Source organism: Candidatus Stygibacter australis (genome assembly GCA_030765845.1).
Classification (GTDB): Bacteria; Cloacimonadota; Cloacimonadia; order Cloacimonadales; family TCS61; genus Stygibacter; species Stygibacter australis.
Genome location: JAVCDJ010000165.1, coordinates 16,577 through 31,788, shown reverse-complemented (window position 1 = coordinate 31,788; position 15,212 = coordinate 16,577). Strand labels below are relative to the sequence as shown.

4 protein-coding genes are annotated in these 15,212 nt (G+C 39.5%); 2 read left to right on the top strand and 2 right to left on the bottom strand.

Annotation, left to right across the window (positions count from 1 at the left end; genetic code table 11):
- Positions 1-70: 70 nt before the first annotated feature.
- Both RAO94_08275 and RAO94_08270 read left to right on the top strand, forming a co-directional pair.
- Positions 71-7,798, top strand: a complete 7,728-nt coding sequence (locus RAO94_08275) for a tandem-95 repeat protein (GenBank protein MDP8322333.1) — start codon at positions 71-73, stop codon at positions 7,796-7,798.
- Between the two features lie 8 nt (positions 7,799-7,806).
- Positions 7,807-10,098 (top strand): OmpA family protein, encoded by a 2,292-nt coding sequence (locus RAO94_08270; GenBank protein MDP8322332.1) that lies wholly within the window; start codon positions 7,807-7,809, stop codon positions 10,096-10,098.
- 561 nt (positions 10,099-10,659) lie between these two features.
- On the opposite strand, the gene RAO94_08265 is transcribed toward RAO94_08270, so the two are convergent.
- Positions 10,660-12,606, bottom strand: a complete 1,947-nt coding sequence (locus tag RAO94_08265) for a TetM/TetW/TetO/TetS family tetracycline resistance ribosomal protection protein (protein MDP8322331.1) — start codon at positions 12,604-12,606, stop codon at positions 10,660-10,662.
- Positions 12,607-12,877: 271 nt separating this feature from the next.
- Positions 12,878-15,205: a DNA internalization-related competence protein ComEC/Rec2 gene (locus RAO94_08260; protein ID MDP8322330.1), complete on the bottom strand. Its 2,328-nt coding sequence runs from the start codon at positions 15,203-15,205 to the stop codon at positions 12,878-12,880.
- Positions 15,206-15,212 lie beyond the last annotated feature (7 nt).

Below are 15,212 nucleotides of genomic sequence, written 5' to 3'. Positions count from 1 at the left end.
TTATAAAAAAGTATAAGTGAATTATTAAAAGGAATGAAAATGAAAAAAAAAATAAATTTGGAGGTACGGGATGTATAAACAAAAAATATTATTATTTGCTTTAGCTTTAGTACTTACCTGCCTGGTATTCGCTGATCCACCACTATGGACTCCTATGACTGGTAATCAGTACAATATGCAGGTATACACTGAGGTTTCCTTATATGGGCAAGAGTTTAATAACGAAAATCCCGATAACATTCTGGCAGCATTTGGACCCGGCGGTGTAGATGATTGCCGGGCAATTGCTGTCTGGGACCAGGTAGGTCCTTATGCTATGTGGTATCTTACTGTTCGCAGTAATGCCGAATCTGGTGATCAGGAACTTATTACATTTATGATCTATGATGCTGCTGCAGATGTGGTTTATGATTGCGAAGGAGATTACCCGATCTATTTCGCTGATAACTCTGCTGCTGGTTCGCTTTATGATCCTTACCAGCTCTATGCTCCTGCTGATCTGCCCCCTGTTTCTGTGCAGGATGCCTATAATGTCAATGAAGACATGCTTCTTGAAGTAAGTGCTGATAATGGAGTTCTGGCTAATGATTATGATCCGGATGGGCTTGATTTAACGGCAATATTAGTTAACAATGCAGTAAATGGTGTTTTGGAATTTAATAGTGATGGCTCGTTTAGTTATCAACCTGATCTTAATTTCTTTGGTAATGATCAATTTACTTATCAGGCATCAGATGGTTCACTTATTGGTGATGAGACCCTGGTTGAAATTACTGTCTTGCCGGAAAATGATCCACCTCAATTTCAATTCCCTCCTCTGGGATTCAGTTTTGATGAAGATAGTGATTTAATTGAATATTTTGATACATATATTTCTGATCCAGAAGGTGATGCCATTGATGATCTCACTGTCTTCCAAACAGAAAATATCATTATTGATATTGCCGGGCTGGTAGTTCAATTCTCTGCCGCTGCAAACTGGTTTGGCTCAGAAACAGTGACTTTCGAGGCTACAGATATTTATGGCGCTACCAATACTCAAGAAGTCCTGGTAACTGTTAATTCCGTGAATGATCCTCCAGTGATCGAAATTCCTTTTGATCAATTTATCATGACTGAAGATGTTGAGGAAACTATTGATCTAACCCAATATATCTCTGATATTGATAGTGATCAACTTGTCCTTTCAGTAATGGATAATGATAATATCTATGCTGATATTGATGGCTTCTTTGTAACTCTGATACCACTTAATAACTGGAATGGTTCGGAAGTTTTGAATTTCGTTGTTTCAGATGGGGTTTCACGCTTAACTGATAACGACTTTGTTGAGATCGTTGTTGAACCACAAAATGATGCACCTGTAATTAATATCCCCCAGGAAGAATACAGCTTTTATGAAGATGAATCTCTGATTCTTGATATTTCCGATTATGTCATTGATGTGGATGATATTGATTTATCAATATCTTTTTCTGGTAATATTGACCTGAATTTTGAGACCATTGCCTTTGCTGTTTATAATGTAACTGCTCCTGGTAACTGGTTTGGTTCAGAATTAATAACATTCACGGTTATCGATACTGCCGGACTTTCGGATACTGATGCAGTCACAATCAATGTTATTTCTGTTCCTGATAGTCCGGTAATTCAATTACCAGATTACTTTGAAATAGTTGAAGATGAAAATCTTATAGTCGATTTTGAGGCAATGGATTACGTATATGATGTAGATAGTGATTCTCTAACCCTTATTGCAGAAGGTGTAAATATTCAGGTAAATATCAATGGACTTATAGTTGAATTTATCCCTCTGCCAGATTGGAATGGTTCTGAGATGATCACATTCACTGTATATGATGAAACTCTTATGGCAGATGATAATGTGGATGTTATTGTTAGTCCTGTTAATGATCCGCCTACTATTGATATAGATGATTCTTACACATTGCATGAAGACGAATCTTTAATGGTTGATTTTGCTCCCTATATAAATGACATTGATCTGGATACTATTACTCTTTCGGTATCCGGCAATATGAATGTACTGATAGATATTGATCAACTCATAGTTACATTCAGTGCAATACCAGACTGGTTTGGTTCAGAGATCCTCACTTTCACCGTGGATGATAATCAGGGTAGAGCAATTGCATCAGATACAACTGAAGTTTTTGTTATACCGATTAATGATCCTCCGCTCATTGATCTGCCACCAGTAATTTCTTTTTATGAAGACCAGCCTTTGGAGCTTGATTTTGATCAGTATATCACTGATGACAGCGATTCACTTTCATTATCAGTTACCGGCAATGAGAATATTTTCGTTAATATTGATCAGTTGATGGTTACTTTCAATCCTGATTACAACTGGTATGGTTTTGAGACTATGACTTTTACAGTTTTTGATGGTGAATTCTCTGGTTTCGATGTTGTTGATGTAAGTGTGATCCCCGTAAATGATCCACCTCAGATCAATCTGCCTCTGGAATTTGTCTTCAATCCTAATCAGAATTATAATGTCAATTTTGTAAATTATGTCTTTGATCTTGATGGAGATGATCTTATTCTCACACATTCAGGGAATCAGAATATCGGTATTGAAATTAATGGTCTGATGGTCACATTTATCACTAATGAATGGTTGGGCGTAGAAAGAATCACTTTCACGGTAGATGATGGTCAAGATCGCGCTACTTCGTTTGATTTAGTAGATATTATCATTACCGATGATACTATAATGCCAGTTATCTACTTACCTGATCTCTTCTCATTCAATGAGGATTCCTCACAAACTATAGATTTCAATCAATACATTTATAATGATTACAATATTCAGGTTAATTTATCTGCCGAAGGAAACGATAATGTTATCGTAGAAATTGATTCTCTCACTAATCAGGTCACTTTTTCTGCGGTAGAGGACTGGTTTGGTTCAGAAGTTATCACCTTCACGATTTATGCTCCCGGATATGACTATTATAATTCGGATATAACTACTGTCACTTTTAATCCCGTAAATGATGCTCCTGTAATTAACCTTCCTTATGAAGGTTTCTCATTCCAGGAAGATGAATCTCTGCTAGTTGATTTCAATCTCGGAAGTGGATATGTATCTGATATTGATAGTGACTCTCTATTTATCAACCTGTATGCAAATGCTGCTGAACCCAATATTGATGTAGTATTTGTGAATAACATTGCAACATTTACTGCTGCTCAGGATTGGTTCGGTGAAGAACAATTTACCATTTCAGTTAATGATGGATTAATTTACTTGGAACAGGCCTTCATCGTTGTAGTAACCCCGGTTAATGATACTCCTGTGATAGATCTTCCTGATGATGGATTCACATTCCCTGAAAATAATGATCTAATAGTTGATTTCAATCAGTTCATCTTTGATGTTGATCAGGATATTCTCACTGTTAACCTTGTTAATTTCTCGGAATTTGTGTTCTCTGAAATTAACGGCACAATTGTAACTTTATCGGCTTTATCAAATTGGAATGGAAATGATGCTCTGGTATATTCTGTAAATGATGGGATGGGTAGAGCAATTGGTATTGATACTGTGATGGTCTATATTACTCCAGTTAATACACCACCTTATGTTCAAAATCCTCTGCTAGATCTTGAAATAATGGAAAATAGCACCGATAACTCCATAAATTTAAACAATGTATTTGCTGATTATGATACCGATCCTGAACTCAATGAAGTTGTTACTGATTACCTGGTTTATTCCTATCTGGAACCAGGCGATATGGTTTTCAATATTTCTATAGTTGATGGCAGCGTAACTCTCACTCCGGAGCAAAACTGGTTTGGTGAAAAAACTATATTCTTTTATGCTACCGATAGCGCCGGACTTATGGTAGCTGATTCTACTCTGATAACTGTTATTTCAGTTAATTATCCACCTGTAGTAATTCTTGATATTCCAGATATTGATAAACTTGAGGATTTTGCTGATTTCAATGTTGACCTTGAGCAATATTTCTTCGATCAGGATGGTGATGATCTGGTTTATTCTGCCCAGTTTGACCCGGCTCAGGTGATTGCGCAAATAAATGGTACTATCCTTACTATCTCGTCTCTGGATGACTGGTTTGGACAGGCGGGTATTATAATTACTGCCACTGACATAGATAGCTTAACAGCATCTGATGGTTTTGTGGTAAATGTAGCTCCTGTTAATGACGCACCGGTAATCGTTCTTCCTGATCAATTTGATCTAATGGAAGATGTTGAATATATCTCAGATTTCAGTAATTATGCCAGTGATGGCGATAATGATGAGATCACGATCTTCCATGATGCTACTCAAAATCTGAATATTACTTACGGTGTTGAAGATCCACTGGAAGTACATATCATAGGAAATCCTGACTGGTTTGGTGCAGAAACGGTCACTTTCTATGTAAGTGACCAGACGACCGGAAGATTACTTGATTCTGATGATGTGCTGGTAGTAGTTACTCCCGTGAATGATCCTCCCCAGATTAATGTGCCTGATGAGGGGTTCACTTTTGCTGAAGATGGACAATTGGTTGTAGATTTCACGCCTTATATCTCAGATATTGATTCAGAAGATCTCTTAATTAATGTTTCTGAAGGTGATAATATTCAGACCATTGTAAATGCTTATCAGGTAACTTTTATTTCTAATGAAAACTGGTTTGGCTCTGAACCCCATGAATTTACTGTTGCTGATGGTGAGTTATATGCTTCTGAAAATGCACCTGTAACTGTTACACCAGTCAATGACCCGCCAATATTTAATCTGCCTGCTGCCTTTAATGCTGTGGAAGATACACCTTTAGTCGAAGATTTTACTGAATATATTACTCTGATAGATAATCTCATTGGAGATATTACTATTACTGCCGTGGGAACCTATCCTAATGTGGGCATCAATGTTTCGGGTACTCAGGTAACATTTACACCAGCCCTTAACTTTAATGGAACGGTCAATATTGGCTTCCAGGTTGATGATAATGCTGGGGGAATTAGCTCAGATAATGTTGATCTTATCATTGCTTCTGTAAATGATGCTCCTACTATTGATTTACCCGCGACATATACTTTTGGTGAAGATCTAAGTTTAGAAGTTAATTTTGAACCATTTATAAATGATGTTGACGGTGATAATCTTGTGCTTTCTTCACAGAATGCTGTTAATATTAATGTAAATATTGATCAATTTATGGTAACATTTAGTGCCGGAGCAAACTGGAATGGTAATGAAGATATCACTTTCATTGTAAGTGACGATCTAACTCGTGCTACTGATGATGATATAGTGAATGTGATCGTTACCCCCATTAATGATGCTCCAGATATCAATTTACCAGACCAATTCAGATTTAATGAGGATAATACTCATGAAAGAGATTTCCTCTCATATATCTCTGATGTTGATACTCCAATTGATGACCTTTCGCTTATGGTCTCTGGAAATACGAATATCATAGTAGGTATTACTGAATTGAATGTTTTATTCTCGACTAATGCCAACTGGTATGGCAATGAAACAATTACCTTCACCGTTTTCGAGGATGGTGCCAGACTTCAGGATTCTGATGATGTGCTGGTAGTAGTTACTCCTGTGAATGATGCACCCGTTATTAACCTGCCTGAAAGCGTAAACGTTAATGAAGGTGGGTCAATTACGCTGGATTTCTCAGATTATATCTCTGATGTTGATAATAATTATTCTGATCTTATACTGGTTGAAGTAGGTGGACTGGATGATTCTCTTACTGTAGAGATCGATAGTCTTAATGTTACGATTTCTGCCCTGACTGATTGGACTGGCTTTGGTATGATCGAATTCTCTGTCAGTGATCCTCAATATAGTGATAATGATAATATGAGGGTTGTTGTTCTTCCGATCAATGATGCCCCGACTATCGAATTACCGGATCAGTTTGAGGCATTAGAGGATACTCCACTGACAATTGATTTCACCAGCTTTGTAGATGATGTTGATAATAACCCTCTTACTCTTACTGTAACAGGTAATGAAAACATGTTGGTGATCATTGATGGACTAGCCATAACTATTCTGGGAGATCTTAACTGGCATGGTGAGGAAACTCTCCAATTTACTGTTGATGATAATTTTTCCAGACTTACTGATACTGATTCCGTTTTAATTGTTGTCCAGTCAGTAAACGATGCTCCAGTGATCAATTTACCTGCTTTCATTATCGCCATTGAGGATTCGGTGGAAACATTTGATTTCTCTGAGTATATCTATGATGTGGATGGAGATTCCCTCACCCTAACCTATGAAGGTAATGATTATATTGATGAATTTATCATAGATGGTCTCACTATCACTATCGTAGATGATACGTGGGGTGTTAATGAAAATGTTCTCTTCCGTGTTTCTGATGGAATTGATTCCAGAACCGATATTGTTAATTTCACCCTGTTAACTGCTGAATTCCCACCACTTACCGGAGATGTTGTTATCACCTTGCCAAACCTTGATGGTCTGGAACCCGGTGAAGATTTTGATTTGCCGGTTAATGTAAATCTATTGATAGAAAATTGGGAAGTATTTGGTTTCGAGTTCTGGTTACTCTTTGATCCTGAAATCCTGGAATTTTTAGGGTTTAACTTTGATGGGACTATTATAGATACCACACGATTTGCAAGATCGGGTAATCACTTTTCGTTCCGTGAAACTTTCATCAATTATGATCTGCCAGATACCACTCAGTCAATCATTGGAACCGGAGCCATGGTAAATCTGGAATTTAAATATATATCTACTGAATATGAACAGGCTGTCGTGGAGCTCGATGAATTTGAATTCCATGCTCCAGCTCCATTCTTCCCCACTGTATTTGATGGTGTGATAAATAATGATTTCCCAACTCTGGCAATTCCTTTGCAAGATCAGGGTTTAATTGAAGATTTCCAGACTGTCAGTGTCGGTCTGCAAGATTTCTTCTTCGATAACACTCCTCAAAGTGAACTGCAATTCAGTGTAGCATCTGCATCGCTGGATTTTGCTGTTACTATTGATAATGACAGCCTGCATATCATATCCATGCAGGATGAATACACTACGCAGCAATGGCCCGTAAAGGTTGTTTGCTGGGATAGATTCATGTATTCAGTTCGTGATACTTTCTTCGTATGGATTGATCCTGTTAATGATGCACCGGCGATCTCCTTTGTTAATGATTTCCAGGTGGCTACAAATAGCCAGCTTGATGTTGATTTCAATGATTATATCACTGATGTAGATAATAACGTGGCTACTGAGGTTACTATTGATATTGTAAATACTACTGATACAAGTGATCCTGATATTCAGATCATTCCATTTACTTTCCTGCCTGATCTTAAAACAGCTACTTTCTATGGATTGCCTAATTGGACTGGCGAAAATAGCTTTGAAATTACTGCCTCTGACCTGTTGTCAGATTCCACGGCAGTATTCAAGGTAACTGTAATTTACGAGGGTAGCGATGATATTCACTGCTATCCTAATCCTTTTAGTACATCTACTGGTACAAATTTTGTGATCAATACCGTGACTCCACTTGCTGATGTATCGATCGAGATATATGATTTTGCCGGCAGGAAAGTGTGCTCAGAGGACTTCCATGGACGAGGGGCGAATGAGATTAACTGGATGGGCTATACTAAAGGATGGAATGGCTCCACTGCCGGTACTAAGCTGGCTCGTGGTGTGTATTTCGCGCACGTAACCGGAAAAGATGACTATGGGGCAAAAGCCCTGGAGAGCGTCGTCAAACTGGTAATAAAGGATTAAGGGGGTACATGATGAAAAAGACAACAATAATTATCTTTGTTATCCTGATGGTTTCCTGGTTGCTTTTTGCTGATAATAATCACGCTGCCTCTTATATGAGAATGGGTACTGATGCCAAAGCTATGGGTATGGGCGGTGCTGTTACTGCCAGTATAGATAATATCAATGCCGCTTACTGGAATCCGGCAAACTTGAATTTACTGAACACCTATGAATTTGCTACTACCATGAATGATCTCGGACTCGATCGTGACCTTAATTATTTTGCTCTCGGGCAAAAATTTGATTTTGGTGTTCTTGCCCTTAGCTTGATGAGTGCTGGTGTGAATGACATAGAAGGTTATGATGTAAATAATCAATTTACTGGTGATTTTGACAGCAGTGAAAACAACATCGCTCTCAGTTATGCTAATAGTTTTAAAGCCGTAGATGCCGGTATTACACTCAAATATTATCTCTCAACTATAGATGAAGATACTGAAACCGGTTTTGGTATGGATCTGGGATTTGGTTATATGATCACAAAATACAACCTGAGACTTGCTTTGATGCTGCGTGATCTATATTCATCTGAGATAGCTGGAGAAGCAGTGCCAATGCAGTATAATATTGGAACTGCCTGGATGCCTTATGAATATCTTACTGTTGTAGCTGATCTGAATGGTGAATCCGGTGAAGATTTAGGGCTTGCACTTGGTGCTGAATACTGGAACTGGATCATGCCTGTTTATGAAGAAGATAGTTTCCTGAATAACACTAAGGGTGGGCTCAGATTGGGTTTAAGGAACGGTCACTTCACGGCAGGATTTGGAATCAAAATACGCTGGATAGAATTTAATTACGCATTTATAAATGAGGAATATGACGAACTCTTTAGCGATACTCACCAGTTCTCATTTGTATTCCGTCCCTGGGATGATGAACAAAGACCAGCTCCGGAGCCAGTTGTTATCTATGAGACGATTGTAGATACAACTTATATTGAACCAGAGATCATAGAAGAGGTCACGATAGTTCAGATATCAGGTAACCTGATGGATGAGATGGGAAAACCTGTCTCTGCCCGGATGGATTGGAGAATTGTGGGTGATGAAGACTATTCTGAATCATTGATAACAGATGCTGACGGATATTATGAAGTCTATCTTGAAAAAAATGAAACTTATGAATATCTGGTAAATGCCGATGACTATTTCGTAGAAAAAGGCTATATAGATATTGGTGAGGGAGATATTAATGATTTCAATATCATGCTCACAAAGCTTGATTTCTCACGCTTCAGTATTAATTTTGATTATGATAGCGCCGTAATTAGACCCGAATCATATCAAACTCTTGATAATGTCGCCGCTGTATTGGCAGAATATGGTGATACAAAGATTGAGATCGCGGGACATTCTGATGATACTGGTGGTGAACAGTACAATAAAAATCTTGCTCTCTATCGTGCTGAAGCGGTTAAAGATTATATCGTGAATAAAGGTATTTCTGCGGATAATGTTCTTGCCGTAGGTTATGGATATGATTATCCAATTGCTACAAACAAAACTGAAGAAGGACGCGCTAAGAATCGTCGTATTGAGCTCAAGATACTCGAAAGTGGCTCGATCAAAGAAGGCGTCCTGGGATGTGTTGGCTTCGCAACGGGTAAAGCATCAATCAATTCTTACAGTGAAGCATGTCTTGATATGCTCGCTGAATTATTGCTTGATAATCCTGCCGTTAAGATCGAAATTGCTGCCTATACTGATAACGTCGGAAATGAAAACAATAATCTCACGCTTTCCCAGAAAAGAGCTCAGGCTGTGGTGGACTACCTGATTGAAAAGGGTATTGATCCCACTGTCTTACAGGCAAAAGGCTATGGTGAAGCTAATCCTATAGCTCCTAATGACACTAAGGAAGGTAGAGAGAAAAACCGCCGTATCGAAATTAAGATCCTGGAAGTCGAAAGTATGAAAACCGGTATCCTGGAAAATATCTACTTTGAATCTGGTAATGCCATTCTCTCCAGAGAATCTTACCCATCTCTGAACAAACTTGCTGCTCAGATGATCGCTAATCCCAAAATGAAACTCGAAGTTTGTGGTTATACTGATAATACCGGTAATAAAAATGATAATATTGACCTTTCGCAAAAACGCGCTGAAGCTGTGGTTTCATACCTCATCTCAGCTGGTATTTCCGAAGATAGACTGATCGCTACAGGATATGGCGCTGCAAATCCAATCGCTTCTAATGATACCTTTGAAGGTAGAGCTAAGAATCGAAGGATTGAGGTGAAGATCCTGGAGCAGTAATTATCGAGTGAGAGAGAGAGATCAAAGAGCCGGAACTAGTTCCGGCTCTTCTCTTTTTGCGTATACAGACCATCCCTGGTCTGAATTCTAAGTACCCAGAGCTTCCAGCTCTGGATTACATTCATATTATCCTAAACCCATCTAAGTCAAATGGGCAGCAACAGTGTACCCAAAGGTGCAGCAAAGATGAGGACTACTCTCATTCGATTAAAAAATTGCTTGATAAATCTATAAAACTAAAATTCCATCTCTAATTTTTACTCCGTAGGAGTTTGCTATTTGTAGAAAAAAACACAACCCGACAAAAAGATTTTCCCTGTAGGGGATATGTATCAGGAAATTTATCCCCATTATCCGGTTAAATAACCCCTATGGGGTAAAGGGTGCCCATGGGATAGAATATTACTACAATTACTTAACTCCTACGGTGTAAAAAAGCAATAAATATAATTTTGCTATCTCTCCACTTCGTTTTGTTAGTACTTGTTCGTTGCTCAAATCCTCTTTATTCTTACATTACATTCCCATTCAAAATTCAAAACTTGTCCGCCTTTGGCGGATTCAAATCTTCCCCTCCGTCACCGCTCCCCTCATCTTGAGGATATACTTCGCCCGGTCAAGAGGGTTCACTCCTTTATAGGACCTCGTTCTTCCTAAATCTATATCACATGCCTCATAGCCATAAAAACTCGTCTGAAACGCTGATTTACCCCCGGAAATAGAACTTAATGCTATCTGGTAATCAGCAGAAGTAGCAGCCGGGACTTTGCCTTTGATCATTGCATAGCCGTTTTTGCTTACTGGCGGCTCATAGCTGCCCCGCATCATCAGGATATCACTCATGATCTTTCCGCTTAGTTCTTCTGCTATGGTAATGCTGATAGAAAGGATCGGTTCCAGAAGAGTTGTTTTACTTTTTTCAAGTGCTTTCATGAGTGCAATATTAGTGGCAATAGCAAAATTACCGGGACGACTGTGGATCTCATGATCTTCGCCGTAGGTGAGGGTGATGATAATATCAGTAACTTCCCAGCCTAATATACCCTGATCCAGTGCTCCGTGAATGGCGCGACGGACTTCTTTCTGATATTTTACTGCGATCTTATCAACAGAAACTATAGAATTATAAACAACTCCGCTGCCCCTTGCTCCTGGCATAATTTTAAATCTCACAATTGCCCAGCAGGGTTTGGGCATGGTATATTCATCATAACCTTCAGCAATGCGTAAAGGTGTCTCTTTATAGATTATTTCCGGATCAGAAAGTTTTGCATCTATATTGAACCTGTCTTTTATAGTTTGCTCCAAAATCTGGATATGGATATAACCCATCACCTTAAGGCTCAAATGTCGTTCTTCTTTATCCCAATTGAAATCAAGATTAGGCTCTTCGATGTTCAGAATAGCAAGTGCTTCTGCCAAAGCTGAATAATAGCTGGGGTTTTCAGCATTTATCTGGACCATAAAGGGTGAAACCGTCAGCTCCGGAGTAATCTCTGACGGCAGAACGCCCAGATAGTCTCCGGTCTGAGATGTTTTTAATCCAGTGACAATTCCTACTTCTCCTGCCTGCAATTCATCTGTCATCTGAGGAGACCTGGTTTTGGACACAAATACGGCATTCACCTTTTCCTCAACATCGCGAGTGGCATTGAATAAAATGTCACGCGGTTTCAGGTTGCCATTAAATACCCTTATATAGCACAATTTACCCAGAGTTGGATGGAAGCTTATCTTAAATATCCTACCGGAAAATTTAGTGGTTTTTTCAAAAATCTCTGGCTCTGGAAGATAGTTGACTATACCATCAAGTAGCTTTTTTATCCCCACTCCGTTTTTGGCAGCGCCCATCAGCACCGGATACAGTTTACCTGCCTGGCAAGATTTCTTTAAACTGTTATCTAATTCCGCATCCGAAATTTCTATCCCTTCCAGATATTTCATTATAAGCTCATCATCCTGCTCACAGATAGTTTCTGTATTGTCTGTCTGCCAGGACTCTATGCTTGCTTCCGGTTTTGCTTCCAGCACGGGCTTCTGCATCACAATGATGCGGTCAGTAAGTTCCTGATTGATATTTTCTATCACTTTCTCCACATCAGAATTCATGCGGTCAATTTTATTGATAAAGATAATCGCAGGAATTTTGAGGAGCTGCAGGAAATGCCATAATAAGGGGGTTTGTGCTTCAATACCTTCAGCAGCAGAAAGAACTATGATCGCTCCATCCAGACCGGATAAAGACCTTTCCACCTCTCCAATGAAATCAGCATGCCCGGGAGTATCAATCAGATTGATAAGCGCATTCTCATATGCAAATTGAATAGCTGCTGCTTTAACAGTTATACCGCGATCCTTCTCCACGCTCAGATTGTCCATCACACTCGTCCCGTTATCCACACTGCCAGGCTTGCGTAACTCACCGGTCAAATATAGCATCTGTTCCGTTATTGTGGTCTTGCCAGCATCCACATGTGCTATAATTCCAATATTCCTGATTGATCTCATAATTTCCCTTATTTACTGTCCCAAAATCAGGACACTTTTATTTCCGGTCATTTTTTACAACACTGATAATTTTTAGCAACAGCAATTATTCCCAGCCCAAAATCACCCATAAATCTCCCTATATATCCCAGGTGACCTATAAGACCTATAAAAACAAATAAGTTAGCCCCTTTTCCGGCATCAAGGAGGAACAACAAAGCACGTACTGACATTTTTTTGTTAGATAGTGCTAAGTTGTTCTTCTTTGGTTTTAGGAAGGGGTTATTTTAGGCTAATTATCAATGCTGAAAGTGGTGTCTCGGAGCATGATCTCGCACAGCGTTTTAGTGTCACTAATATGTAACACCAGGGCTCCATCATAGGCAGCTATCACCAGATGATCATCAAGAAAATCATAGCGTTGCACTACAATCTGATGAGGAAAGCGGAACCTGTTATTTTTTCCGGCAGGGATAAAGCAGACTTTGGGACTCACTGCCTGGATGAAATCCACTGTATTAGAAGAAATACTGCCATGATGTGGAGCTTTCAAAAAATCACTATCCAGCAGGTCATAATAATTTGTCAAAAGCCAGTTTTCAGCTTCTTCTTCAATATCACCGGTAAATAAGGCGGAGAAATCATCGTGAGAAAGCTTGATAACCAGAGATTTATTGTTCTGATTATTGGCAGTAAATGATGAGTCCGGGAGCAGGAATTGTAATCTGGTGTTTCCCAGCCAGAGGCTGGTGGTATCAGAGATAGTAATGAGCTGGGATTTTTCTCTGGCAAAGGCAGTTTTCAGCTCAATATCATTAAGATCCTGCCAGAACTGATCACTAGTGACAACGGCGTTCACTCTGAGAGTTTCAAATATCGCCACTAATCCGCCATAATGATCATCATGAGCATGTGTTACTATTACATAATTAAGCTCGCTAATACCCCTTTGGGAGAGCCAGGGAAGTAAACTGGTGCTGGCAGTGCCCCGTTGATGATCATTTGGTCCGGTATCTATGAGAAGTTTTTCACCGGAGGGCAGTTCCACAAAGCTTAGATCACCCTGACCGCAATCAATACAGGTGATCTTAAATTCATCTCTGTTATCATAATGGATATAAGGTATTAATAATATGCAGGGAATGAGCAAGAGAAAGATCAGTGCTTTGATCTTACTCCGGTTTTTATAGCAGACTGCTGTCATCAAAAGCATAAGATAGATCAAGCCAGTCTGCCAGAACTCAATTTTGAAGTTTTGCATATAGAATGGAAGATTCGCTGAAATCCCGAGCCATTTGTAAAATAGGTAAAGCAGGAATTTAAAGCTGTGGGCAAATGGCTGCCATCCCCAGGGCAGGATGATGAGTGTGAAAGCGAGTGGCAGAAGCAGACTGAATAGAATGGAAGCCGGGATAATGCAGATAATACCATTAGCAGAGAATGTACCGAAATTTGCCAGGCTGATGGGTGAGATAAACAGGATAATGGCAGTAGTGAGTAATATTGTCTGTAAAATCCTGCCAGCCATTATATTCCTCATTACCAGTCGTCTGTAAAATAACTGCAGCTCTATAAGCGAAGCAAGATTGATGATCACCAGTGTGGCAGCAAAGCTGAGCTGTAAGCCGGGGGAGAACAGGTGATATGGAGCAATAAGCGTAATCAGTAAAAGACTCAGGAGCAATATTTGATTGAGATTAACTGGTCTTTCCAGCAATTGGCACAGGGTATAAAGTCCCAGCATGATGATCGCGCGGGATACGGAAGGAGTCCAGTGGCACAAAAATCCATATATCAGCAGCATGATGATCATAGCGATGCGAGTTGCTTTATAAGGAAAGAAGGTCATTAATATGCTGTACATGATCAGGGCGATGATGCCCACATGCAGTCCGCTTACAGCAAAGAGGTGACTAAGTCCTGCTCTGCGGATATTCTTATGGAAATCCCAGTTCGTAGCTGAGGTTTTTCCCAGAGTGACAGCCAGGGCAAAAGGGGCAGCACTTCCCAGCCGTTTATTGAGCCTGTCTTCGATAGCATGTGCCAATCGATAAAACAAGTCCGGCTGATGATCAGTATCACGGGTCATAGAAATTTTAGCTTCAGCAAACCCGCTGATCCCTTTCAATTGATAGTAGGATCTCTTATCTGGCTGTCCCGGATTTCGAGCGCCTTCTGGTTTTTCCAGCACAACGGTTCCCTGTATCTTATCCCCTGAGTAAAAAGAATTATCTGCTTTCAGGTAGATATTGCCTCTGGCTTTTTGTTCATCGAGGCTGAGGACTTTTACCAGGTAATTACCGGAATATTCATCTTTGCGGATTTCTCTTTTTATCATACCTGTTAATCTGGTTTCTACTTTCTGGCTTGGTTTCAGAATATTGTCAAGATGGTGGGCAGGTCTGATATCTGCCAGTTCCATTCTAAAAAAAGCGAGCCAGAAAATTAATAGGAGTAGTAAAATATTATTATATTTTGAGAGGATAAGGATGATAATATTTATAGAGATAACGGCAATCAGCAAAGCAGCTGAAAGTTCAAAGAACTGCCCGGCAACCAACCCGCCTACCCAACCCAGTACCGGCAGTATCAGAGTGCAGGGAGCTGAGCGTATAATCATATTTTAT

Excerpts from the sequence above, each read along its gene's own strand:
- RAO94_08260 (MDP8322330.1), bottom strand. The coding sequence starts at position 15,205 with ATGATTATACGCTCAGCTCCCTGCACTCTGATACTGCCGGTACTGGGT.
- RAO94_08265 (MDP8322331.1), bottom strand. The coding sequence starts at position 12,606 with ATGAGATCAATCAGGAATATTGGAATTATAGCACATGTGGATGCTGGC.
- RAO94_08270 (MDP8322332.1), top strand. The coding sequence starts at position 7,807 with ATGATGAAAAAGACAACAATAATTATCTTTGTTATCCTGATGGTTTCC.
- RAO94_08275 (MDP8322333.1), top strand. The coding sequence starts at position 71 with ATGTATAAACAAAAAATATTATTATTTGCTTTAGCTTTAGTACTTACC.